This window comes from Gottfriedia sp. NPDC056225 (assembly GCF_042267765.1).
Taxonomy (GTDB): Bacteria; Bacillota; Bacilli; order Bacillales; family Bacillaceae_G; genus Gottfriedia.
The window spans coordinates 42,314-65,763 of record NZ_JBHJTJ010000027.1 but is presented as its reverse complement, the minus strand read 5'-3'; the positions used below and the strand labels follow the sequence as shown (position 1 = coordinate 65,763).

Below are 23,450 nucleotides of genomic sequence, written 5' to 3'. Positions count from 1 at the left end.
AAAATAAAAAATCCGGCTCAAACCAAAGAACCGGATTCCTCAAGACTGCTTAATCTCCAATCTACGCGCAACCAACGACAAAACATAATTAACAATAAAGTACATCAACGCAACAATCACCATAACAGGAATTACATAAGATTCTTTCTGTGCATAAATAATTTGTCCATTATGCAATAAATCCGGCAATGCAATAACGACAGCTAATGATGTGTCTTTTAGTAATGAAATAAACTGACTCACGATCGGCGGAACCATTCTTCTCAATGCTTGTGGCAAGACAATATAGCGTAATGTCTGTGTGTAATTCAATCCAGATGCCCGTGCTGCTTCAATCTGTCCTTTTTCGATCGAGTTTAATCCACTTCGTATAATTTCTGAAATCATAGCTGATTCAAATACTGTCAATGCTGCGATGGCTGCTGTTGTAATTTTCATTTCGATTCCGATTTCTGGTAAGGCAAAATACGTAAAGAAAATAATTAGCAATAAAGGTAAGTTCCGAATCGTCTCAACAATCGCGGTTAGTAATTGAGTAACGACGGGAATTTTCGTATATCTGAGGGTACCAATCAATCCGCCAATAATAAAGCTGAGCACAATTGAAATAGCAGCGACTTTAAGTGTGACCCAAAATCCTTCAAGTAAAAATTTAATATGGTCTAGTGTGTATACATCAGCGTATGGTTGTAGAAAATCCATCAATCCACCTCCTTAATTACTTCTGGCCAAGCTTTTTTCTAAAAAGTTAACACCGATGCTTAAAGGAATCGTTAAAACTAAATAAAATAATCCTACGAAAATATAAGTATCGAACGTTACGTAAGTCATTGCAGAAATTAGATCTCCTTGATACATTAAATCTTGACCAGCTACGACGGCTAATAATGATGAGTTTTTTACTAAATTTAGAAATTGGTTGCCAAGAGGAGGGATGACGATTTTGATTGCTTGAGGAAGGATGATTAATCTCATTGCCTGTCCGTAAGTCAATCCGGTTGAGCGAGCGGCTTCCATTTGGCCTTTTGGCACGGAGAGAATACCAGCACGGATTGCTTCGGCAATGAACGCTGCTGTATAGATGGTCAAACCGATTGTTCCTGCAACCATTCCACTATAGCTTCCAGCTAAGTAAGTAAAAAAAATGACCACTAGGACAGGGATATTTCGGATAAATTCAACATAGATCGAACCTAACCAGTTAAGCGGTTTGATTGGAGCAATTCGCATAACAGCAACCAGTGTCCCTAAAATAAAGCTACATAATAAAGCAATTAAACTAGTTAAAATGGTTACTCTTAATCCATCTAAAAAATACTCTAAATGATCTGTTAATATCGAGAAATCTATCAAAGGATTTCCTCCTAATTATTAGGAAAAGCAGGCCCGTATAAACACGGACTCTGCAGTTCCTAATGATAATATCATTTAATTTTTAATCCATTTATTCTTAATCTCATCATATTTACCTGAAGCTTTTAAGCTTGCTAATGCTTTATTCAACTTTTCAACAAGTGCTTTATTTCCTTTCTTAACTGCGATACCATAAGGTTCTTCAGTGAAAGTTCCACCTACTAATTCAAATGAAGGATCTTCTTCTTTCATACCGTAAAGGATTGCATCATCCGTAGTTAAAGCATCACCTTTACCTGCTTTTAAGGCTGTAAAAGCTTCAGCGTAGTTTTCGAATTCAAGTACGGTCGTAGTAGGAGCTTTCTCGCGAATATTTACCGCTGAAGTTGAGCCTTTAACAGCAAGTACTTTTGTGCCTTTTTTCAAGTCAGCAATTCCATGAATTTTACTACCTTTTTTTACTAACAAAGATTGTCCGGCATTAAAGTAAACATCAGTAAAATCTACTTCTTTTTTACGTTCTTCATTAATCGTCATTGTAGCGACGACCGCATCAACTTTTCCATTATTTAAGAGACCAACCCTCGTTTTTGACGTAACCTCTATGTACTCAGGCTTTACATCTTTGCCAAACATTTCTTGCGCAAGTGCTTTGGAAAGGTCAATATCAAATCCTTCTACTTTACCTGTTGAAGGGTTTTTCAATCCAAATAAACGAGTGTCATATTTTACGCCAAATACAATTTTCTTATCGTCTTTAATTCGTGCTAGAGCATCTTTACTTTTCGAATCATCCTTACTACCACAGCCTGCAAGAACTAAGGCGGCCGTTGTTGAAACTAGAGCCATTTTCATGAATTTTTTTAGAAACATTCCAATTACCTCCTATTAATGATTTAATATACGGCTTAAGAATAAGCGAGCCCGTTCTTCACGCGGGTTCTCATAAAACTCAGCCGGAGTTGCTTCTTCTAAAATTCGACCTTCATCCATAAAGACGATACGGTCGGCTACTTCTCTTGCAAAGCCCATTTCATGAGTTACAACAACCATCGTCATACCTTCTTTAGCAAGGTTTTTCATTACATCAAGCACTTCGCCAATCATTTCAGGGTCGAGTGCTGAGGTTGGTTCATCGAAAAGCATAATATCCGGTTTCATCGCAAGCCCGCGTGCAATTGCGACGCGCTGTTGCTGGCCACCGGAAAGCTGAGAAGGGTAGGCTTTGGCTTTTTCTAAAATACCTACTTTTTCAAGAAAGTGATTAGCAGTTTGGTAGGCTTCTTCTCTAGATTGACCAAGAGCTTTCATAGGAGCTAGAGTGATATTTTCAAGCACTGTTTTGTGCGGATATAAATAAAAATGCTGAAAAACCATGCCAATATTGCGTCTTAGCTTGTTAATATCTGTTTTTTTATCACCAACAGAAACACCACTTACAGTAAGAGTCCCGTCATTGATTGTTTCTAGATGATTAATACAACGGAGCAAAGTACTTTTCCCAGAACCAGACGGCCCGATCACAACAACAACTTCACCTTTATTAATGGTGAGATTAATATCTTTTAAGACTTGAAAATCGCCATAAAACTTATTTACATGATCAAATACAATCATTCCTAACCTCCTATATAATTTGATTTGCCAATGGAGAATTTTGGGAATCAATATTTAATGTGTATGCTTGTTCACATTGTCATATCACGCAAAATCCATTTTTAGTCTTTTTGGACGGGTCCATGTGTACTAGATAAAAAAGTGGCAAAAAAATAAGCCAACAACACTTTTTAAAGTAGTTCTGGCATTTGTTTACTAGAAATTATGGGGAAACATACTACTTATTTCATAGTGTTTTTGGTAAAAATAGACTGGTAAATTGTGACTATAATCATTCGTAATTAGATGTGCTAAAATTAAAATAATATTAAGGTTTATTTAGAATATATCTTTTAGATTTTACTAAAAAACGGAGGAATCCATGGAAAACCGCGAACGATTTTATAAATTAATGAAGCTACTAGAAAGTAAGACCGATATTGACAATGAGTTTACCTTTGATGAAATAAAAAAGAGATTAGCGGTAGGAGAAGAGGATTTTTCGTATAGTAAAAATACATTTTTAAAAGATATAACAGTATTAGAAGAGGTTGGATTTGATGTAATTGAAAATCCTAGTGATGGAAAGGCAACGACATATAGCCACCAAGAGCGACTTTTTGAATTGCATGAACTACGTTTATTAGTAGATGCAGTGACTGCTTCAAGATTTTTAAACAAACAAGAAACACAAAAAATCATAGATAAATTAAAAAAACTAACGAGTGATAACGAAGCTAAAAAGCTTCACAACGGCATTATTCCAGATACGGCAATTAAAAGTGAAAGCAATCGTATTCACTTTTCAATCGATCAACTTCACCAAGCAATTTCTGAGAAAAAACTCATTTCGTTTCAATATGGCCGATACAATATTAAGAAAAAATTTGAATTAAGTCACGGTGGGAAAGAATATATGGTTAAACCACTCGCAGTAATTTGGTCAAATGACTACTATTACTTAATTACGAGAAGTTTACCTGAAGATCAACTAAGACATTTCCGTGTAGACCGAATGCGCAAAGTTAAGAAAACCGAAGAAAAATTCCAAGATGAACGCTTTGACGTCGATGAATATTTGCGCACCGTTTTCAATATGTTTGCAGGTGAACCAGACTACGTAAAGATCAAGTTCAAAAGAGGATTATTAAATGTAGTTTTTGACCGTTTTGGCTTAAAAGCTGCTATTCAGCAAGTAGATGAGGAGCACTTCATTTTAACTACAAAAGCTGCGATCAGTGATGGATTAATCACATGGATTTTAACTTGGGGTAAGGATGCACAAGTAATAAGCCCGCCGTCTGTGATTGAGAGAGTTCAGGCGCAAATTTTGGAGATGAGTAAGCTTTATAGTATGGACTTGCAGCAATAATAATATTTTACTAAAAGAGTATCTTTCGGGGATGCTCTTTATTCATTTACTAGTAAGTTGACTAATCCATTAAAGAGAAATTCTAGAGTAAAATAGGAAGGAGTGAAATAATGAAAAGTGAAAAAATACAACAGTATATTGATTATTTTAGTAAAAACGATTTTGAATTTTTTACTATGTACGGTCGTTTTTATAAATATCATGAAGTAGTAAATGAGTTCATTGATGCTTTTTATAAATCAGAGCTAAGTGATCCCAATTATTTAAATACTATGAGTAACTATCAAGAACCGCATTTACAATTAATAAAAATAGCTGATAAGCATTTAATAAAATCTATTTTTACATATTACGTTAGAGGAGAACGATTCTGCGAAGGTATGTGGGCTGATGCAATAAGGGATAAGATATTTTTGAATATATTAATTAGGTTAAACCAGATTGAAGAAGAATCTTATAATTAAAATTAGAGACTTCAAGTAGATTTTTGTTATTTGAAGTCCTTTAAACGTTCATACATATTTCATTATTACCTAAATTAAATACCGTTGCTATATGTTCCTATTTTTACTATATATTAAAGGGGATTGATGAATATTTATCAAAATATGACCCTATGAAAGAGGAGTGTTTATGGCATCCCGTTATTGCTTGTATTAATTAGTATCTATTTTTCTATTAAAAAAAGACGGATTAAGCGTGTGTCTTGATTGATAAAAAACAAAAAACCAAGGAACTAATCCTTGGTTCAATAATCTATCTTAATGCCTTACAACCTTAACTGAAGTCGCAGAACTAGTATTACCAGCAGCATCCTTAGCAGTTACAGAAATCGTAGTACCACTTTTCTGAGCTTTGATTTTAATTGTAAAGTTTCCTTTTGAATCAGCTTTTGCTGAACCTAAAGTTTTACTTCCAACTTTAACAGTAACAGTAGAGTTAGCTTCAGCTTTTCCAGTTACTTTCGCATCGTTATCGTCTACTTTATTAACCTTTGGTTTACTTGGAGCAATCACATCAACGACTGTTACAGTTGTTGATGTACTCGTATTACCAGCAGCATCTTTAGCAGTTACAGATAGTTTTGTACCAGCATATTGAACAGCTATCGTAACGGAATAATTTCCAGATGAATTAGCTTTTGCAGATCTAAGTGTTGTGGAACCTTTTTTAACAGTAACAGTAGAACCAGCTTCTGCTTTTCCAGTCACAACTTTGTCATTATTATCAACCTTATTTACAACAGGCTTAGATGGTGCAATCACATCAACGACTTTTGTAGTTGACGCTGCACTTGTATTACCAGCAGAATCTTTAGCTGTAACACTTAATGTCACGCCAGCTTTTTGTGTTTTGATTTTTACAGAATAAGTTCCATTTGAAGCTGTTTTAGCAGTACCTAATTGAGTACTACCTACTTTCACGGTAACAGTAGAGCTAGCTTCTGCTTTACCTGTTACAACTGTATCATTATTATCAACTTTATTTACGATTGGTTTATTTGGGGCAACATTATCTTCGAAGTAAGTTCCTATAGCATATAAGTCATCTTCTGTATTATTATCAACATCGTCATTATCATAGTCTATAACGCCAACATAATATGTACCAGCTTTTGCTTGGTATGCTTGATATTCATTTCCTTCGTCATCATATTCAGAGCCTAAATATTGTAATTTATTACTCACGGCAAAATATTTTTCTGTAACAGAGAATGCTAGTTCAATATTATCAGAGTTAGTAACCCCAACTACATATAAAAGTCCATCGCTCGGTACGACTACTTTATGAACATCTACATCATACAATGGGTATAACTGTCCAATTAACGGTTTTTCATATGATGTATTATCTGCAGAATCAAAGTCATCATTGGGCTCTACCTCAGATATAAAATCATCATCTTCACTAGTGCTGTTACCATTACTCATAATCCCTATTTTATTAAAGTTTTTTACTGAAATGGCTTTTGAATCCTTTACTTCATTTCTAAGTTGATTAAACCTATGAAAATCGGGGATTCCTTTTTGAAGTGGCATTTTAATCTGATGTTCAACCATCTTCTTGGATAAGTTGTATCCGTTTCCTACTGCCTTAACAGTTCCTAAAGACAATGGTGACGCTAATAAACCTAAAGCAACTAATGATAAGATTTTTTTATTAAGCACCCAATCACTCCTATTATTTGTTATTAAGAACGCTGAGGTCTTAATGCTACTACAAGTAATTAGATACAACCATGGGCTTCAATGCGCATTTATTTTTCGGCAATTATAAAGACTATAGACTTGTTTAATGAAATTTTAATTATCGAATACGAAAATAACTAGTCTAAATAAGAGTAATTTTAGCGTTTTTTAGTAAAATTTTAATGTAGGAATTATTAAGCTTATTTAAGTAATTGGGATTATATTGGTAAAATATCAAACTATTATCATATGTAACGTATTGAGAATCATGATGAGATTCTCTTTTTTGTTGTTCAATTTTTTGAACACCCCAATGTATATAATCAAATTATCAAATGGAGGAGGTATTCTTTAGTAGCGACATATTTTTTTAAGGGGGAAAATCATGAAGAAAAGAAATTTTATGTACTTATTTTTAACTTTTATCATTTTGTTTTCATTTAATTTAAAATCAGCATTTGCTGAAATAGGAGATCGCAACACACCTTATAGTGCCTGGTTTAACTATAATTTTACACTTCAAGAGTATGAGTGGGATAAGCCGAAAGAAGTTGAACTTCAATTATTCGACATGTACACAGGTGATGAGGCAAATGAAATTGTTGCAAATGAAAATATGTTTAATTCAGAACCTGCAGATGATGAAGAATGGATTGTGATGGGATTTAACTTGAAATACGTCTCAGGTCCAGAAGAACCTTTATCAGCATCTGATGTGGTTAATAGCTACAATAGTTTTTATACTAAATCTGGTCAAAAAGTTAATCCAATCGAAACGGCATCTTTTGGGGATCAATTAGATGGTCTTAGTGAATACGATGTAGAGCTATATCCGGGTGCAGAATCTGAAGTTTATTACGGTATTTTAGTAAAGAAAACAGTTGGCTACCCAATTATTAGAATCGGGATGGGCTATGATTCTCGCGCAGACCAAACGATTTATGGATGGTTCTCAACGGATCCAGATTATGTAGAGCCAATTTTATCACCTACTAATGTGAAGGTATCAGCTAGCACATATAATAGTGCTAAATTAAGTTGGACAAAAGCGGATGATGTGTCTGGTTATGATATTTATCGCTCAACTTCAAGTACAGGTACGTATACAAAAATAGCAACTACTTCAAGTACTTCGTATACGAATTCATCTTTAAACACAGGTACAACGTATTACTATAAAATTAAATCTTATAAAAAAGGAACATCTACACAATACAGTGATTATAGCAAAATAGTTTCAGTAAAACCTGCCTTGTCTACACCAACATCTGTAAAAGCAACATCTTCTTCATATAATAGTGTGAAAACGAGTTGGTCAGCTGTAAGTGGTGCAAGTGGATATGAAGTTTACCGTTCAACGTCTAGTAATGGAACATACTCACGAGTTGGAACAATAACTTCAACAAGCTATACAAATTCAAGTTTAACAACAAACAAAACGTATTATTACAAGGTTAAATCGTATAGAGTAGTGAGTGGCAAGAAAGTCTATGGAAATTATTCATCAGTCGTTAGTGCAAAACCAATTCCATCAGTACCAACTAATTTCAACGCGACTAAAGTAAGTTCAACAAGTAGCAAAGTATCGTGGAGTTCAGTAAGTGGAGCAAGCGGCTATGAAATTTACAGATCTACATCAATTACTGGTTCATATAGTTTAGTAAAAAGTACAACTTCAACATCTTATACAAATAGTAGTTTAACAAAGAAAAAGACTTACTATTATAAAGTAAGAACATATCGAACAGTTGGTTCTACTAAAGTGTATAGTGGTTGGACTTCTATTAAGAGTGTTAAGCTTTAAGAATTAGCTAAATAAAGTGTGTTAACAAAGAGAGTACCGTTTGGTTGGTTCTAAAAAGTTTTTAGCTTTGAACAAAATAAAACCTCTTTGATATAATTAAATTCGGTCGGTCAAAATGGTATTGCAAATAGCATTGTCTTTGCACCAAAAAACAGTAGACTAGTGATATATGGAAAATAAAAATGAGAAATTGGTCAGATATTAAATGGAGTAGGTACTCTTATAAGGCTGAGCAAACCACCAGTTATACTGGTGGTTATGACTGGCCACTCCATTTCCTCCAATCAAAAGACTTTATAATAAAGGGGAAAATAAGCGAGTTAAAGACTCGATTATTTTTTTGAAAAGGCTTCGTTCTTTAAATTCAGCAAAAATTAATTGTGTTGAAACCGAAAAGTCATTTAAAAAAGAGTTATAGACTTGACGAACTCCTTTCGATTCATACATAAATGCAGTTAATTCATAATTTAAGTGAAGGCTACGAATATCTAAATTAGCGGTTCCAACTGAAGCAATTTCATTATCGATGAGTATCACTTTTGAGTGAAGGAAATTCTTTTTATATTTAAAAATTTTTACCCCGCATTCTAATAGAGGTGCAAAGTATGATTTTGAAGCTGAGTCACTTAATAGACTATCACTTTTACCTGGATACATTATTCGTACATCTACACCAGACAAAGCTTTAAGCTTTAAAATTGTTAAAATTTCTTGATCAGGAACAAAATAAGGTGTGGCAATCCAAATACTATCCTCAGCTATTGAGAGGAGAGAGTGAAATGCATTCCTCATTGTTGGTTCTTTTGTATCAGGACCACTTCCAAATATTTGAATAGCACCTGATTCAGCTAATTCTCTAGCATTATCAATAGGTTTCTCAACTGTAATTTGATCATTGTTTAAAATATTTTTAATAGTTTCAACTGAGCTATCAAATGTAGAATAGTGCCAGTCTTGTAAAAATAAATTTTGCAATTCTTTGACAGCTGTGCCTTCAATGAATAAATGAGTATCTCTCCAAAATCCTAGTTTAGACCTTCCTAAATATTCGTCACCAACATTTAGACCCCCAGTAAATCCTTTTATCCCATCTATCACTACGATTTTTCTATGATTACGGTAATTCAGAGTGCCAAATGACCAATTAGTGAAAATCGGATCGAACTGTGCTACTTTAACACCGATATTTTGCAAGTTTTTTAAAATTTTCTTTTTAAATTTTTTACTTCCCAAACCATCAATCAATAAACGAACTTCAATACCCTCATTTGCTTTCATTTTTAATATATCGAGTACCTCATTCCCAATTGTATCCGTACGAAAAATATAATATTGAATATAGATGGAGTGTTTTGCATTTAACAAAGATTCCTTTAGTCTAGAAAACATTTCATCTCCATTGATTAATAAAGAAGCGGTTGTATTTTGATTAATTGATGCACCGGTTAATTTTTCAATAATAGCACTTAATTTAGATAATTTTGTAGACAATGTATTGCTATTAATAGAGTTAACGGGAGTATTTTGAGGTATTTTAAACATTGAGTGTCGGATTAATTTCTTTCGCCTTGTCTTTAATCGTCCAAATAATACATATAAAATAACGCCAAATGTTGGGATTAGGACGAATAATAATAGCCAAGAAAGAGTATTTTGTGGGTCACGATTTTCTAAAAATAATTTGCAAGAGATAACAATTACACTAATGGTAATTATCAAATGCATGCTAACAAAGAAGGATCCAGGTGACCTATCCATAAATAGTTCCCATAATATTAATAAAAAAATAGCAAACAGAATTTTATAATTATTTATTCTAATATTCAATCACCTACTGCTTAGTGTTTAGCTATGGTATGTGATTTAATCTTTCCTAGTTTGTGTTCGATATTCATTTCATAAAAATAATAATGGAAATTACATATTTTTAGTTATTTCTTTAGAATTCTTAAGAAATTCCGTAGAGAAATACTAATAAAATTAGTCGAAAATATAAATGTTATCTACTAAATAGTAATAAATGAGAAATGAGGAATAGGATTGAAATATCGTTTAATAGCTTTAATAAGTAGTTGGGGAATTCTCTTGGTTGGTTTATATGTCATTGGAATTTTTCCATTATCAAAAAATGAATTAATTGACTTTATTACCAAACAACAAGATTATGCAATTTTATTATACTTTGTAATATTTGCATTTAGATTTATTTTAATGATACCTAGTTCATTATTTTTACTCATAGGTGTATATCTTTTTAATCCTTGGATTGTACTTTTAATTTCCTTAGGATCTATGTTTATTACTGAAAGTATCGTCTACATTATTGGAAGAAAAATAAATAAGTCACAGTGGTATAAAACATTTCTAGAAAAACATCCGAAAATTGATAATAGAATTAAGAAAAACCAATACTGGATGTTATTTATTTTAGGTGCAGTTCCAACAGGTCCTACAGATGCTGCTTGTTTAATTTCATCGGCATCTGGAATGAAGTATAGAGCTTACATTGCAATTGTTTTGTTAAGTAACACCTGCTATGCACTATGGTATGTATTACTTGGATCTTATGTACATTTTTAATATTTGTTCATGATTCTTTATAAATCTTAAGAATTTTAGTGACCATTTCTTCAGATATTAACTTTATTATAAGCCTATCTTGAAAAGTTAATAATTTGGAGGTTAGGTTTATGAAAAATTTATTATTTCTATTTCAATATATACTAAGACCAAGAACAGTTGGAGCTATAATGCCTAGTTCACGTTTCCTAGCAAGCAAGATGTTAGAAGATATTAATTTTGAAAATGCTAGTGTAATTGTAGAGTATGGGCCTGGTACAGGAATCTTTACTGAACAACTACTAAAAAAAAGATTGCCCAATATTAAAATTATATTAATGGAAAAAAATCAGGAGTTTTACAATCATCTAATTAATAAGTTTGGTCATAGGAAAAATTTGTTTATCATAAATGATGGTGCAGAAAACATAGTTAAATATTTAGCAGAATTAGAAGTGTTCAATGTGGATTATGTTATTTCAGGTCTACCATTTGCAAGTTTACCAAAAAGGATTTCTAAATCTATATTAACGAGTACCAAAAGGGTACTGAATGATGAAGGAAAATTTATTACATTCCAATATACACAAAGAAAAATGAGTTTTATTAATCATTACTTCGAGAAAATGCATATTAAAAGAGAAATTAGAAATTTCCCCCCAGCATATGTTCTAAGTTGTAATAATGAACGGTCTATTTGAAAGGATTAGTTAAAAATGACGAGTAAAATACTAGTTGTAGATGATGATGAAAATATAAAAAAATTAATTTCGATTTATCTTCAAAACGAAGGATTTGAAACTACGTTAGCCAATGATGCAGTAGAAGCATTTGAATTCTTACAAGAAGAAGAATATGACTTAATTATTTTGGACATCATGCTGCCAAAAATTAATGGAATTGAAGCGTGTATTAAGATTCGTGAAGAAAAGACCTTACCGATCATCATGCTTTCAGCAAAGAGTGAAGATATTGATAAAATACAAGGTTTAAGTTCAGGTGCAGATGATTATTTAACGAAGCCTTTTAATCCTCTTGAGTTAATTGCTCGAGTAAAATCTCAGTTAAGAAGATTTAAAAAATATAATAAAATGCAAAAAAATAATGAAAAAGTTTTAGAATTTGATGATTTGTACATGAATACAGAAACTCGCCAAGTTTGGGTTCGTAAACAAGAAAAAAGGTTAACTCCAAAAGAATTTGAAATACTTGAATTACTTTTACGTAATAAAGGAATCGTTTTAAGTGTGAGTAAAATATATGAAGCAATTTGGAAAGAAGACTTTTTAAAGTCCGACAATACTGTTATGGTCCATATAACAAATATTCGTGAAAAAATTGAAGAAGATCCGAAACATCCAATTTATATTAAAACTATTTGGGGAATTGGGTACAAAATATGAATAAATTAAATCACTTTTGGCAACGGATTAGTATTAAGCTTTTAGTTGCAATTGCTATTAGTTTTGGGGTTTCACTAATTATTACTCTCCTCATTTCACAAATTTTTATTAGGCCATATATAATAAGTCATCCAAATAATGTGAATTCATTTTTATACAATTTAATAATTATTCCTACATTTTTAATGATTATTTCAAGTTTTATTATTAGTTTTTTATTACTAGTTAGGAAAAAAATACAGTATCTAAAGCAAATTTCAAATACTGTTCAATTGATATCAGAAGGTAAACTTGGGATTGCTATTGATTTGGAAGGAAACGATGAATTAACTCAATTAAGTAAGAATATTAATACAATGTCAAAGGAACTAGAAATAAAATTTAATAATGAAAGACAAATGGAAAATGTAAAAAATGAATTGATAACAAGTGTTTCACATGATTTAAGAACACCATTAACGTCGATTTTAGGATATACGAATTTGTTAAGAAATAGAGAATACAAAAATGAGAATGAATTAAATGAATACTTGAATACAATTTATACAAAATCAAACGACTTGAAAAATCTAATTAATGAACTTTTTGAATATACAAAGTTATCTAGCCCTGATATTATTCTATCAAAACAAATAGTTGATTATAGTCAATTAATTGAACAAGTTATTGGAGAGAATATTCCCATTTTCCATAAAGAGGGATTGAACCTTAAAAAGGAATTGATAGCAGAAGATATTCATATAAATATTGATGTCGAAAAAATCGTAAGGGTTTTGGATAATTTATTTAGTAATGCTATGAAGTATAGTGTTAAGCCTTCTACTATAATTGTTAATTTAACTCAATCCACCAATGAAGTACTATTTTCAATATCAAATAAAGGAAATAATCTTAAGGTTGAGCATCTTGATCGGTTTTTTGAAAGATTTTATCGCGTAGACCAATCACGAAAAAGTGAAGGAAGTGCAGGGTTGGGACTTGCTATTTCTAAACGAATTGTTGAACTTCATAGTGGAGGAATATGGGGGGAGTTCAACAATGATTGGATTACTTTTTTTGTGAAATTGAATAAAGATTAAAAGCTAGTACTATTTCAATGTAGCACAAATTTAAATTAATGAGACTGGCTAAGAAATATCAATAAAGTCAATCTTATAGAAAATATAGTAGCGACATCGGAATATCCTAAAATTTTTGTAGAATGAGAACTATAACTTTAAATAGTTAAGGATTTGTTGAAAATTTCAATATCCTCATTAAGAAGAGGGATGATTTAGACATGCACCTAAAGGATCTAGCAATTGATATGTTTACTTCTTACGAAAATGTTGCTGTCCTGTTGAGCATTAGTATCAATATTGTGATTAGTATATTAGGGATTGTTCCAAGTGTTTTCTTAACTGCTGCAAACTTGACTGTGTTCGGTTTTTGGGAAGGAATGGGAATATCTTTTATTGGAGAAGTTTCTGGAACAGCCATTTCGTTTGTTTTATCTAGAAAAGGATTTCGCAAATTAAAGGATGTGCGTGGATTCTCTAATCGGAAAGTACAACAACTACTAAAAGCCAATAGTAAAGATTCATTTTTACTAATACTTTTCCTTAGAATTTTACCATTAATCCCATCGGGTCTTGTAACATTCATAGCTTCCATTGGAAAAACGTCCCTTCTCATTTTTTAAGCTGCCAGTACCTTAGGAAAAATACAGGCAATTTTAATTGAAGCCTATTCCGTGCACCAAGTCATAAATTGGATAGGGGAAGGTAAGTTAATTGTATCTATAGTTTCTTGTATAATCCTTTTAATTACTTGGCGTAAGATAAGCACACATTCATTTTCGCGAAACGAATATTATAGAAAATGAAAAATATTATATTAAAGCCCTTGTGTAAACAGAAAAATAGCCGAATTGTCATAGTATAAGTTTATATTGTTTGTCCAAGATGACTCGGGTGCTAGAAAGTAGTAGTTTTTCTGTTAAACTTTACTCGTAAATACTATGCTCTTGACTTAAATTAGCTTTTTGTGAATATAAAAGAAAAAATGTATGGAATAATTTTTCCATACATTTTTTTCTTAGTTAGAAGCCCGACTTAAAAATAGGGGGCTAAAATAATCCATTTATTCATGGCCTAGTTTTCATTAAGCCAATCTTTAAAACGTGTTGGGGCAGTATGCAAAATTTCTTCTGCTTTTGGAACTAAAGAAAACTCACCAAGTTTTGCACCAAAGTAAAGATTCTTATCAGCTGCTTCTACTGTACGTTTATCATTTTTACTTTCTAAGTAGGCATTTACGAAATCAGCAAATTTCATTCGATCTGGTCCAGTTAAATTAACAATACCGTTTACTGGTGTACTAAGTGCAAAGTCCGCGATACCTGCAGCAGCATCTTCTGAAGAGATCGCCTGATTATACGAATCAGGTAAACGAACAGTGTCTCCGTCAGTAAATAAATCTGTAAGAACCAGAATAAAATCAAAGAATTGTGTTGTACGAACAATCGTGTAAGGAATGCTAGAATTTTTTATTAATTCTTCTTGAGCCATTTTACCACGGAAATATGCACTTTGAAGAAGTCTTTCCGTACCAACAATTGATAAATGAAGATGATGTTTTACGTTGGCAACTTTCCCAGCAGCAAGAATATTTCGTGTAGAAGTTTCAAAAAAGTCCAATACGACGTTGTCCTCATATGAAGGAGAGTTTGTTACATCAATCACAATATCAGCGCCACTAAGAATTTCAACAAGGCCTTCACCAGAAATAGTATTAACCCCTAAGGAAGGTGATGCTACAACAATCTCATGTTCAGTTTCACGAAGTTTACTTACGATTTTAGTTCCAATAAATCCAGTACCACCAATTACTACAATTTTCATTTATGTTTACCTCACTTATGATGATTTAATTGTTTAATATTATTATTAGGTAAGTCTTTTTTTCTCATTGACTTATTGATGAAGCTTTTTTAGAAATACATATCTATTAATAGTTTTTAAGTAAAACAATTATATTGCAAAACGCTTTGCAGCATCTTCTGCTTCCTTATATGCATTAGCCAATATTTCTTCTCTCTTTAACAAAGCTGTGCCTTGAGCTCTTATAATTTGATAATCTTCAACGCCCAAGAAATTAAACATGGATTTCAAATACTTATGAGCGTACTCAACCTCAGTATACCAATCATCATTAGTATAAATTGCACCACTGGCTTGAATGAGTAATAATTTTCGACCATCATTTAGTAGTCCTACCGAACCGTTTTCTGTGTATTTAAAAGTCTCACGGGCTATTAAAATATTATCCATATAATCTTTTAATTTAGAAGGAATATTAAAATTATGAAGTGGTAAAGCAATTACATACTGCTTTATTTCTTTGAATTGCTTTAAGATTTCATTCATTCGTTCTATTTTACGTGCTTCATCCGAGTTAAGTTGAATTCCTTCACTTAACTTTTTCCAGGCAGATAAAACTGTTGAATCTACATTAGGTATTTCTTCGTTATACAAGTTAATTTGTTCAATCTCCGGAGTAGGGTCCATATTTTTAAGTGTTTCCTTAAAATGATTTAATACATTTACACTATATACCTCTTCAGAATTGAAATTGGGATGTGCATTTATTACAAGTATTCTGTTCATAAGATGTCTCCTCTTGTAAGTAATACTTAATCACCGACAGATATAATCGGCGATTAAGTATATCCACAATATAACCGTTGTTTTTTAAAATGTCAATGGTATTTGTGTAGTTTTTCACAAAGTATAAATCTTTTTAAAATTTGGATTACATATTTTATTTTTGTAGTGGAGGGGTAGAATATTGTCTTCATTGGCTTGTTTATTTAATTGATATACCACCAAACTCGAGTATTACAATTAAAGACCTTTCCAAGTTTTAGGGTGTCTCAGATCCATATCTTTCGAGGATGTTCAGTAAACTTTCAAAAGCAGGTAATGTAACTGCTGTACCAGGTACTAAGGGTGGCATTAGTTTGGCCAAAGATGCTACAGATATTACGTTTTTTTTTGCAGTGGAAGCTATTGAAGACTCAAAACCTATATTCCAATATAATATTAAAGACAAGGGGTATTTTTATAGAAATCTTAATGATACAAATTTTAATGAATGAAGAGGTTTCAGATTGCACTTTATGTACTATTAAAATTGTCATGCTGGAAGCTGGGAGAAGATGAGGAACTTCTTACGTTCAAAAACGTAATTTTGGTTTAACAAATAACTGGATTCAAAAATTACGTGAAGACACACGCATACATTTTAGTAAAACTTTATAAGAAATTTGGACTCGCATGAAGGTATAACTTTGTTCGAGTTTTTTAATCTATTATCATTTCTTCATCTAATTTTGATTTTTTCAAAAAAGTATTTGTTCAATTATTCTTTTTTTTCAAGTGAATGGGAAGACAGTAGAAAGGGCTATTGGCGAACTGCCAATAGCCCAATTTTTATTAGACCTTTGTTACCTTGTAGCAAAAAGTGGGGTAGGTGTAACGTCTATTAGTAAATTTCTAATGTGGTGTGATTGATCATCAACGTTAAAAAAATCCTCATATAACAAAAAAGAAAGCTTATATTTCAAATTTAATATGCTTCCTACTTTAGAACGTTTACTTACCACATTGATAATAATGTTTCTGCAAAGCCTGCTGGTTTCTGAATATATCCTAGATGTCCACCTGAGATGTGAACAATTGGTAAATTCAATTGTTCAGAAATATATTGATTTACATCTTGAGGGAAAGATCCCTTTGAATCTTTTCCATTCAATAATATTATACGATTTAAATAAGGTTTAAAATCTTCCATTGTAATATTTGAAGATGTATATTGTCTAATTTCATATTTAAACCAATTCAACATTTCTTCAAATCTTTTTATTTCTTTTGTACTTTCAGGTGAACTAGCTGGCTTAGACATGCTTTCTGCATCAATTGGCGCCACTCTTAAAGATTCCCCAAATATTTTCATCGCTTCTGACATGTTTTCATTTATTGCAGTTTGTACAATTTCTTCATTTTTCATTTGCCATTTTTGACTATCTGGTAAGAAAGTATTAATTGGTGGTTCATGAAATGCGATTTTTTTTACTATTTCTGGATACTCTTTTAACACATGCATTGCTACAATAGAACCTGAGCTTGATCCTAAAATATAAACTGGTTTATCACTTATATGACTCGCTAATGCTACAATATCAGCTGCATCTCTTTTAACTCGATATTCATCATGTGGATTAGCTATTGATTCAGGTAATGGTTGTGTCAATTCACTTTGTCCGTAACCTCGACGATCTATCGCAACAATTGTATAGGTATCTTTCAAATGCTGTGCTAAAGGTAAGAAAATATCACCTGTACCATTTGCACCAGGAATAAATATCAGCACTGGACCTTGTCCAATTTGATGATAATGTAAATTTGCACCGTCTAATTCTATTATGTTCAATGATAAAACCTCCTAAATAACTCATTAGTTCAGCAACAATCACTTTAAGATTAAGGGGAATATTTAACTCTTTAAATAGTGGTAGAATTTCATCTTCAATTCCCCCTGTTAAATAATGAATATTCAATCTGAAAACTAGAAATAAGATGCACATGTTGAGCAATTTTTTTGTAACAAATTATATAGTTAAGATTCCGGGCAAAGTCTCAAATGCACTAAGACGCGTATACTCTACGGACTTTTCCCACAACTCTTTTGCATTTCTCTTATCATACGACAAGGATGAGGATAACGTTTCCATCCCTCTGTCAACATATTTACCTGTTATTTGTTCATATTGAGCTTCGGTCATCATATTCGCTAATGCCATTGCAGACTGATTTAGCGTACCGATTCGATCAGCTACTTTTGCTAAAAACTCCTCCGTAAAACGAGATTTATCTGGTGAAAAATTGGTATCAGTCAATAGTCCGGGGTTAAATGCATTGGCTGTAATATGAGAATTTAGTCTTTTCAGTTTTGCAGCCAATTCGTAGGTAAAATACAGATTACACAACTTAGAAAACGAATAACGGCTGAAGTTTGTGCTAAACTCCTCACTAGGATAAGCCAGTGCCTCAACGCCCGACCAAGTTAGTTCACCGCCGGGCGGACAGTGCATATCACTACTCACGATTGCAACGCGACCATTGGGCTGCAAATGGGGAAGTAATAAATTCGTTAGGAGAAAATGTCCCAAATGATTGGTCTCAAACACCATATCAAAACCATCTGATGTCAGGCCTGAGTATGTTCCATTGATACCCGCGTTGCAAATTATTCCCTCAAGGGGACCCAATCCGTGCTGTTTATATTTCTTTACAAAGCTTCGCACAGAAGAGAGAGAAGAAACGTCAAGCTCCATTGTGGAGATATTCGCATTATCTGTTTGGTCAATTACATATTTGATGGCCGCATTCGCTTTTTGTCCATTGCGGCAAGCCAAAAGAATGTGATAATTATTGGATTTTGCTGCAATGTTCCGGGCGCATTCCAATCCAAGCCCGGAATTTCCTCCAGTGACGAGAATCACTTTTTTAGATTTAGTCATTGATGTAACACTCCTTTAGAGTCATTTATAGAGAAAAGGTCCGTTTGCTTAAAGCTGTCTATCCGAACCCTTTTTGTCGCAGATATTCGAAACATTTGCATGGATATAATCTTCTGTTCCTTTATTTTTTTTAGTGTACCGAAACTGGCGATAAGGTCAGCGTATGCATACTTAGAATGATCTGGTGTTTGCTAGTTGGCTACTGATCCAGTTCCTCCTAATAATCGTAGTAACTTTGGCAATGCCTAGACATTCATCGTTGCTTTGCACAGTTGGTGGTAGTTCTTTATTATGCATGTGGTGTAAATCTTCCAATATAGGAGGCAGCTTAACTCTTGAAGATTGGACCTAAATCCAAATTTTGTTACCAAGGAATAATTCCATCACGGTTTATGAAGATACCAGTTGGACCACTGTTATCAATTGTCGCCATTTTAACAATTGCATCAGTACCTTGTTCTAAAGTCTGAAAACCGTGACCAGTGAGATCTGTTTTTGTTGGTCCAGGATCAACCGCATTAATACGTATGTCAGGAAGTCCTTTTGCATATTGTAAGGTTAGCATTGAAACCGCCGCTTTAGATGAACAGTATGCTAAAGCATTGACGGTTGATTCAATTTTCTCAGGATTTGTGACTTGTCCGAATGAACCTAGTCCACTACTTACATTTACAATTACAGGTTGGTTTGACTTTTTTAATAAAGGTAAGAAGTGTTGCGTGACACGCACAATACCAAAAACATTTGTGTTGTAGACTTGTTCCATCATATCAGCAGTAATGTCTTGCACAAAAGAATGATTACCAGAGATTCCTGCATTGTTGATTAAGACATCTATATATCCTTCTCTTTTCTCAATCTCTATGGCAGCATTTTTTACGGATTCTTCATTCGTTACGTCAAGAACAATATATTGGGCTTCTAATTTTTCTGCTGCTTCTTTTCCTCTTTCTTCATCACGAGAACCAATATAAACCGTATGACCTAATTTTTTCAGGCGTTGTGCTGCTTCGAAACCTAACCCTTTGTTTGCTCCAGTTATTAATGTTACTGTCATATTCATCAATCTCCTTTTGGATGAACTATTAACTAAATGTTGTCAAAAATTCAGTTAGAAGAAACATTGCTTATTTTTTTCTCACCTATTATTTTGGAATTAAGAAACCAGTAACGACGATAATCACCTGATAATGCCGAAAAGGATATAGGTTTCTTACCAAGAGCTTCAATATGCTCAACTAAATAATTTTTCAAAATCCAAGGATCTTCAATTACATGCGTTTGCAAATGCAAGGTTTGCTTTATAGAGTCAACACTTGTATTTAGATCATCAGCAATTTGGTTCAAAGATAACTCAGTCATTTTTAAATTTAACTCAAATTCTCTGATTGTATCTTCCACTTGCTTTTGAGTTAAAGACATATCTCTACCTCCTATTCATATAATCAAACAGTTGTAATTACAACTATTTGATTATATGATAGGCTCACTTTATTATGTTGTCAATTAGAAGGTTGTATATTTAATTATTTAACCAATAATATATGATAGAATATGTGTAAGCTAAAGGAGAGAAAGTAATGAATGTAGGGGAAGACAGGCTTTCAGAACAAATATATCATTTTAATAATTTGCAAAAAGATTTTATATTAAAAAGGTTAACAAGCATGAATCTTAATGAGCAGCAAGCTCGAACGTTAAATTATATAGCAAACAATCCTGGCACTATCCAAAAAGATCTAGCTAATTATCTTGGTAAGCAAACTGCAACTGTTACTAATATACTTAAAGGTTTAGAAGCAAAAGCATATATTAGCCGAGAAATACCTTCTAACAATGAAAGACAAAAAAGACTATACTTAACAGCAGAAGGTAAGAATCTTGTTGATTTAGTTCAGCAGATATTTTTCGATTTAGAGGCTGTTTTAACATCATCAATTTCAGAATCAGATAAAAAAAATGTCAGAGATATTCTGAAATACATTGGTACAAAACTTTGAAATAAGTTTGTATTAAAATAGGGCACGTTAGTTACTGAAAAGTATCGGAATTAATGTATACATAAATACATACTATTAACTATTTGTTCATAGTTTTGTCATATGAAATAAATGAATATAAATCCCATAATGAATGAGAGCCAAGTCATCCTATATAAGACTTGGCTCTCATTTATGTGTATTTAATAAAGACTGAACTTTATTCAATTTAAATACTTAACGTTGTATTCTGCTTGTTCCTGATGAGACACCTCTTATAATAAACTAAATAGGTTATACCATTAAATATTCCCTTTTCCATTGACTATTTAGTAATTTAGCTCCATTGCTGTGGTACATATTTTGTTTAAAAGATTCAGATAAAAGTAAAGAAGCATCTACATCTTTTCCAATTGCTAAAGCAGCATTCGTTGGTGTATATGGTGTATCCGACCCATATAGGATTTTGTTTGAGTCTACCATTTTGAGCAATGTTGGCAATTGATATGGTAATATTGCTCCTGCTGTGTCAAAGTACATATTATTCATCACATCTAGAATATCATCTTGTTTATGAGACTCGTGTCCAAGAACAGTGCGACCAATAGCAATGCGTTGTGCGATAATTGGTAACAATGACCCGCCATGTGGAATAATCCAAGTAATTTTCGGATAGCGACTAAAAATCGTATTTTCCGCCATGTTGACTATGGTACGAGTAGTATCAAAAAAGTATTCCATTAGTGGAGGAGCTGTATATTTATTGACTGTTGGGTTCAATAAATTTGGTTCATTTGGATGAATTGTTACTAATGCATTTTGTTCATTTAACTTCTTCATTACTGGATCAAGTCTTCGATCACCTATATATAGTCCTTGTGAATTAGTCGGTAATGTGAATCCAATTGCATTTTGTTCATTTATTGCTTTGTCAATGGTTTGAACACTCTCTTCAATATAAGGTAAAGGCAATGAAGCAAAGAAGCCAAGTTTACCTGGATATTTGGATTGAAAGTTACTAGCGAACTCATTCACCTCTGAAGCCAATTCAATTGTGCTATTTTTTTCACCAGTATTAATGTGCGGACTAGATATCGATAATATGGCATATTCAATATTAAGCTGCTGCATCCATTCTAAGTTATCATCGACAGACCATTTTGGCGTCTTAACACCATCTGCTACATCATGGTATTTTTCAGCAAGATATTTTTGATAACCTGGTGATAAGTAATGCGCATGAAAATCAATTTTGGGATACATTCTTGAAATGCTTTCTGTCATGACTCTGACCTCCAATTTAATTCTTATAGCTTTACTATATACTTCTAAGAACATTGATATAAGAATCAGATTTTCCAAATGTGTCCCATTCTCATTTATAGTTATCAAAACTCGTTATCAAAGAGTGTCTCAAGGTTTGTTCCACGAGATTGAAGAACACTTTCAGTAATTTGTGTGACATAGTCCGCCATTTCATCTGGTGGACAAGGATTATCAGTACATAGCCAATTAAGAATAACGCCAACATGAGCATTAACAATATAGTTAGCTAAAATACTACTTGGTATGTTAACTGTCGCCTTGTCTTCAAAACACGCTTCATAAGCTTGCTTCCCACTAGCAATTAGTTTTGCAGTAAAGGATGGCCAAGTAGATTGGGTAGCAAAAGTCCGAAAAAATAGTCTATGTTGGTAGAAATAATTAAAAAAATATGGATAAAAATCATTTGCTGTAGGTTTTGGATTCATCTTTGAAGGTGTGATTCCTGATAATAAATAATCCATCGTCCAATCTAGAAATTCAAACTTATCAACGAAATTACGATAAAAGGATGAACGTGAAATATTAGCTGTTCGGATGAGATCCATCACAGTAACTTGGTCAAGTTCTTTCCACGATAATAATTCAACTAAAGCATTCATTAATTTAAGTTTACTGGGTTGAACCATTACAACTCCCCTTTTCAAATTTTGTGCTATTACTTAATAGTTAGAGTATTAAAAGTAACATGTGAAAATTAACTAATTCAATATGTAAAGATTGAGAATCTCCTTAAGAGCCTACTATTCCTTCTCAAAGACAAAAAAATCAGATATATCATTATTAATTAATCATTCTCTTTCCAATAGTAGTAATCAAATTATCAAAAATGGATGACTAATTGTGCAACAATTCAAGAGTGTGTAACAGCTGAGTCATTAGGTTTTGACTTTGTTGGAATAACCTTATATGGCTATACAGAAGAGATAGAAGTAGCAAAATTTTATTTTAAAGACTTTAAATTTTTAAAGCAAGTTGTTAGTACGGTTAGTTTCTGCGTCTTGTTTCTGATGGTATATATTGTACATAAAAATGATCAAATAAAGATTTTGGCAAGTTGAGCATTCTAAAATCATAACAATCTTAAGTAAGTGGGGTGTCCATCAAACCAAATGGGAAATTTTTTTGTGAAATATTTTTACAATGTAAACGATTTCAATTGAAATATTATTACGGATGATTTATATTTTAAGTATATTCAGAATTTTTTAATTGTTTTAGCTCTTATTTTGTTAGAAAGGAAATTTGAACAACTGTTTTGCATTAAGGGAAGGGTGCATTGTGAATTCGCCTCATACAACTGGTCGTGC

General features: G+C 32.5%; 24 protein-coding genes and 1 pseudogene. 11 read left to right on the top strand and 14 right to left on the bottom strand.

All coding sequences use genetic code 11. From position 1 onward, the window contains the following. Positions 1–39: 39 nt before the first annotated feature. From ACFCYN_RS16920 to ACFCYN_RS16905, 4 genes are all read right to left on the bottom strand, one after another. Entirely contained in the window at positions 40–702 is a 663-nt protein-coding gene (locus ACFCYN_RS16920) for an amino acid ABC transporter permease (protein WP_375950506.1), read from the bottom strand. Positions 703–714: 12 nt separating this feature from the next. Next, on the bottom strand, positions 715–1,353 hold the full coding sequence (locus tag ACFCYN_RS16915) for an amino acid ABC transporter permease (RefSeq protein WP_375950504.1): 639 nt from the start codon (positions 1,351–1,353) through the stop codon (positions 715–717). A 75-nt stretch (positions 1,354–1,428) separates the two neighbouring features. Next, entirely contained in the window at positions 1,429–2,226 is a 798-nt protein-coding gene (locus tag ACFCYN_RS16910) for a transporter substrate-binding domain-containing protein (RefSeq protein WP_375950502.1), read from the bottom strand. Between the two features lie 15 nt (positions 2,227–2,241). Further along, positions 2,242–2,970, bottom strand: a complete 729-nt coding sequence (locus tag ACFCYN_RS16905; protein ID WP_172443707.1) for an amino acid ABC transporter ATP-binding protein — start codon at positions 2,968–2,970, stop codon at positions 2,242–2,244. A gap of 361 nt (positions 2,971–3,331) precedes the next feature. On the opposite strand from ACFCYN_RS16905, the gene ACFCYN_RS16900 reads away from it, so the two are divergent. Both ACFCYN_RS16900 and ACFCYN_RS16895 read left to right on the top strand, forming a co-directional pair. Further along, positions 3,332–4,321, top strand: a complete 990-nt coding sequence (locus ACFCYN_RS16900) for a helix-turn-helix transcriptional regulator (protein WP_375950500.1) — start codon at positions 3,332–3,334, stop codon at positions 4,319–4,321. Positions 4,322–4,431: 110 nt separating this feature from the next. Beyond that, complete coding sequence (locus ACFCYN_RS16895) at positions 4,432–4,785, top strand: DUF6508 domain-containing protein (protein ID WP_375950498.1); 354 nt, start codon at positions 4,432–4,434, stop codon at positions 4,783–4,785. 297 nt (positions 4,786–5,082) lie between these two features. On the opposite strand, the gene ACFCYN_RS16890 is transcribed toward ACFCYN_RS16895, so the two are convergent. Beyond that, complete coding sequence (locus tag ACFCYN_RS16890) at positions 5,083–6,489, bottom strand: Ig-like domain-containing protein (protein ID WP_375950496.1); 1,407 nt, start codon at positions 6,487–6,489, stop codon at positions 5,083–5,085. Positions 6,490–6,895: 406 nt separating this feature from the next. On the opposite strand from ACFCYN_RS16890, the gene ACFCYN_RS16885 reads away from it, so the two are divergent. Further along, entirely contained in the window at positions 6,896–8,314 is a 1,419-nt protein-coding gene (locus ACFCYN_RS16885) for a fibronectin type III domain-containing protein (protein ID WP_375950494.1), read from the top strand. Positions 8,315–8,608: 294 nt separating this feature from the next. Here ACFCYN_RS16885 and cls read toward each other — a convergent pair whose 3' ends face one another. Then, positions 8,609–10,072, bottom strand: a complete 1,464-nt coding sequence (cls, locus tag ACFCYN_RS16880; RefSeq protein WP_375950492.1) for a cardiolipin synthase — start codon at positions 10,070–10,072, stop codon at positions 8,609–8,611. A gap of 282 nt (positions 10,073–10,354) precedes the next feature. Between cls and ACFCYN_RS16875 the strand changes: the two genes are divergently transcribed. From ACFCYN_RS16875 to ACFCYN_RS16855, 5 genes are all read left to right on the top strand, one after another. After that, positions 10,355–10,894 (top strand): TVP38/TMEM64 family protein, encoded by a 540-nt coding sequence (locus tag ACFCYN_RS16875; RefSeq protein WP_172443713.1) that lies wholly within the window; start codon positions 10,355–10,357, stop codon positions 10,892–10,894. A gap of 110 nt (positions 10,895–11,004) precedes the next feature. After that, positions 11,005–11,574, top strand: coding sequence for a class I SAM-dependent methyltransferase (locus tag ACFCYN_RS16870; protein ID WP_375950490.1), 570 nt, complete (start codon positions 11,005–11,007; stop codon positions 11,572–11,574). A gap of 15 nt (positions 11,575–11,589) precedes the next feature. Then, a complete protein-coding gene (locus ACFCYN_RS16865) occupies positions 11,590–12,276 on the top strand; it encodes a response regulator transcription factor (RefSeq protein ID WP_172443715.1) in 687 nt (228 codons plus the stop codon). After that, positions 12,273–13,355 carry a sensor histidine kinase gene (locus ACFCYN_RS16860; RefSeq protein WP_375950488.1) on the top strand — a complete coding sequence of 361 codons (1,083 nt, stop codon included), beginning with the start codon at positions 12,273–12,275 and terminating at the stop codon, positions 13,353–13,355. Before ACFCYN_RS16865 ends, ACFCYN_RS16860 begins: the two co-directional genes overlap by 4 nt. Positions 13,356–13,555: 200 nt before the next feature. Next, positions 13,556–13,957, top strand: coding sequence for a VTT domain-containing protein (locus ACFCYN_RS16855; protein ID WP_375950486.1), 402 nt, complete (start codon positions 13,556–13,558; stop codon positions 13,955–13,957). A gap of 451 nt (positions 13,958–14,408) precedes the next feature. Here ACFCYN_RS16855 and ACFCYN_RS16850 read toward each other — a convergent pair whose 3' ends face one another. Beyond that, positions 14,409–15,158 carry an SDR family oxidoreductase gene (locus ACFCYN_RS16850; protein WP_375950484.1) on the bottom strand — a complete coding sequence of 250 codons (750 nt, stop codon included), beginning with the start codon at positions 15,156–15,158 and terminating at the stop codon, positions 14,409–14,411. A gap of 129 nt (positions 15,159–15,287) precedes the next feature. Then, positions 15,288–15,923, bottom strand: a complete 636-nt coding sequence (locus ACFCYN_RS16845; RefSeq protein WP_172443719.1) for an FMN-dependent NADH-azoreductase — start codon at positions 15,921–15,923, stop codon at positions 15,288–15,290. Between the two features lie 287 nt (positions 15,924–16,210). Between ACFCYN_RS16845 and ACFCYN_RS16840 the strand changes: the two genes are divergently transcribed. Beyond that, positions 16,211–16,414, top strand: coding sequence for an Rrf2 family transcriptional regulator (locus ACFCYN_RS16840; protein ID WP_375950482.1), 204 nt, complete (start codon positions 16,211–16,213; stop codon positions 16,412–16,414). 500 nt (positions 16,415–16,914) lie between these two features. On the opposite strand, the gene ACFCYN_RS16835 is transcribed toward ACFCYN_RS16840, so the two are convergent. The 4 genes from ACFCYN_RS16835 to ACFCYN_RS16820 form a co-directional block, all read right to left on the bottom strand. Continuing rightward, positions 16,915–17,748, bottom strand: a complete 834-nt coding sequence (locus ACFCYN_RS16835; protein ID WP_375950480.1) for an alpha/beta fold hydrolase — start codon at positions 17,746–17,748, stop codon at positions 16,915–16,917. Positions 17,749–17,926: 178 nt separating this feature from the next. Further along, positions 17,927–18,838, bottom strand: a complete 912-nt coding sequence (locus ACFCYN_RS16830) for an SDR family NAD(P)-dependent oxidoreductase (protein WP_375950478.1) — start codon at positions 18,836–18,838, stop codon at positions 17,927–17,929. Positions 18,839–19,202: 364 nt separating this feature from the next. Continuing rightward, on the bottom strand, positions 19,203–19,895 hold the full coding sequence (locus ACFCYN_RS16825) for an SDR family NAD(P)-dependent oxidoreductase (protein WP_375950476.1): 693 nt from the start codon (positions 19,893–19,895) through the stop codon (positions 19,203–19,205). Positions 19,896–19,945: 50 nt separating this feature from the next. Next, positions 19,946–20,260 carry a DUF2316 family protein gene (locus ACFCYN_RS16820; RefSeq protein ID WP_172443723.1) on the bottom strand — a complete coding sequence of 105 codons (315 nt, stop codon included), beginning with the start codon at positions 20,258–20,260 and terminating at the stop codon, positions 19,946–19,948. Between the two features lie 158 nt (positions 20,261–20,418). Here ACFCYN_RS16820 and ACFCYN_RS16815 point away from each other — a divergent pair, with 158 nt between their 5' ends. Beyond that, positions 20,419–20,838, top strand: coding sequence for a MarR family winged helix-turn-helix transcriptional regulator (locus ACFCYN_RS16815; RefSeq protein ID WP_375950474.1), 420 nt, complete (start codon positions 20,419–20,421; stop codon positions 20,836–20,838). A gap of 273 nt (positions 20,839–21,111) precedes the next feature. Here the strand turns inward: ACFCYN_RS16815 and ACFCYN_RS16810 are convergent, their stop codons facing one another. Both ACFCYN_RS16810 and ACFCYN_RS16805 read right to left on the bottom strand, forming a co-directional pair. Continuing rightward, entirely contained in the window at positions 21,112–22,101 is a 990-nt protein-coding gene (locus ACFCYN_RS16810) for an amidohydrolase family protein (RefSeq protein ID WP_375950473.1), read from the bottom strand. 104 nt (positions 22,102–22,205) lie between these two features. Beyond that, on the bottom strand, positions 22,206–22,769 hold the full coding sequence (locus ACFCYN_RS16805; RefSeq protein ID WP_172443725.1) for a TetR/AcrR family transcriptional regulator: 564 nt from the start codon (positions 22,767–22,769) through the stop codon (positions 22,206–22,208). A 201-nt stretch (positions 22,770–22,970) separates the two neighbouring features. On the opposite strand from ACFCYN_RS16805, the pseudogene ACFCYN_RS16800 reads away from it, so the two are divergent. After that, positions 22,971–23,201, top strand: a pseudogene (locus ACFCYN_RS16800) (hypothetical protein); the annotation flags it as partial. Positions 23,202–23,450 lie beyond the last annotated feature (249 nt).

What these genes read in the sequence shown, in the direction of transcription:
- ACFCYN_RS16920 (WP_375950506.1), bottom strand. Translation starts at nt 702, where the DNA reads ATGGATTTTCTACAACCATACGCTGATGTATACACACTAGACCATATT.
- ACFCYN_RS16910 (WP_375950502.1), bottom strand. Translation starts at nt 2,226, where the DNA reads ATGTTTCTAAAAAAATTCATGAAAATGGCTCTAGTTTCAACAACGGCC.
- ACFCYN_RS16905 (WP_172443707.1), bottom strand. Translation starts at nt 2,970, where the DNA reads ATGATTGTATTTGATCATGTAAATAAGTTTTATGGCGATTTTCAAGTC.
- ACFCYN_RS16900 (WP_375950500.1), top strand. Translation starts at nt 3,332, where the DNA reads ATGGAAAACCGCGAACGATTTTATAAATTAATGAAGCTACTAGAAAGT.
- ACFCYN_RS16895 (WP_375950498.1), top strand. Translation starts at nt 4,432, where the DNA reads ATGAAAAGTGAAAAAATACAACAGTATATTGATTATTTTAGTAAAAAC.
- ACFCYN_RS16885 (WP_375950494.1), top strand. Translation starts at nt 6,896, where the DNA reads ATGAAGAAAAGAAATTTTATGTACTTATTTTTAACTTTTATCATTTTG.
- cls (WP_375950492.1), bottom strand. Translation starts at nt 10,072, where the DNA reads ATGGATAGGTCACCTGGATCCTTCTTTGTTAGCATGCATTTGATAATT.
- ACFCYN_RS16870 (WP_375950490.1), top strand. Translation starts at nt 11,005, where the DNA reads ATGAAAAATTTATTATTTCTATTTCAATATATACTAAGACCAAGAACA.
- ACFCYN_RS16865 (WP_172443715.1), top strand. Translation starts at nt 11,590, where the DNA reads ATGACGAGTAAAATACTAGTTGTAGATGATGATGAAAATATAAAAAAA.
- ACFCYN_RS16860 (WP_375950488.1), top strand. Translation starts at nt 12,273, where the DNA reads ATGAATAAATTAAATCACTTTTGGCAACGGATTAGTATTAAGCTTTTA.
- ACFCYN_RS16855 (WP_375950486.1), top strand. Translation starts at nt 13,556, where the DNA reads ATGCACCTAAAGGATCTAGCAATTGATATGTTTACTTCTTACGAAAAT.
- ACFCYN_RS16850 (WP_375950484.1), bottom strand. Translation starts at nt 15,158, where the DNA reads ATGAAAATTGTAGTAATTGGTGGTACTGGATTTATTGGAACTAAAATC.
- ACFCYN_RS16845 (WP_172443719.1), bottom strand. Translation starts at nt 15,923, where the DNA reads ATGAACAGAATACTTGTAATAAATGCACATCCCAATTTCAATTCTGAA.
- ACFCYN_RS16840 (WP_375950482.1), top strand. Translation starts at nt 16,211, where the DNA reads ATGTTCAGTAAACTTTCAAAAGCAGGTAATGTAACTGCTGTACCAGGT.
- ACFCYN_RS16830 (WP_375950478.1), bottom strand. Translation starts at nt 18,838, where the DNA reads ATGACTAAATCTAAAAAAGTGATTCTCGTCACTGGAGGAAATTCCGGG.
- ACFCYN_RS16825 (WP_375950476.1), bottom strand. Translation starts at nt 19,895, where the DNA reads ATGACAGTAACATTAATAACTGGAGCAAACAAAGGGTTAGGTTTCGAA.
- ACFCYN_RS16820 (WP_172443723.1), bottom strand. Translation starts at nt 20,260, where the DNA reads ATGTCTTTAACTCAAAAGCAAGTGGAAGATACAATCAGAGAATTTGAG.
- ACFCYN_RS16815 (WP_375950474.1), top strand. Translation starts at nt 20,419, where the DNA reads ATGAATGTAGGGGAAGACAGGCTTTCAGAACAAATATATCATTTTAAT.
- ACFCYN_RS16810 (WP_375950473.1), bottom strand. Translation starts at nt 22,101, where the DNA reads ATGACAGAAAGCATTTCAAGAATGTATCCCAAAATTGATTTTCATGCG.
- ACFCYN_RS16805 (WP_172443725.1), bottom strand. Translation starts at nt 22,769, where the DNA reads ATGGTTCAACCCAGTAAACTTAAATTAATGAATGCTTTAGTTGAATTA.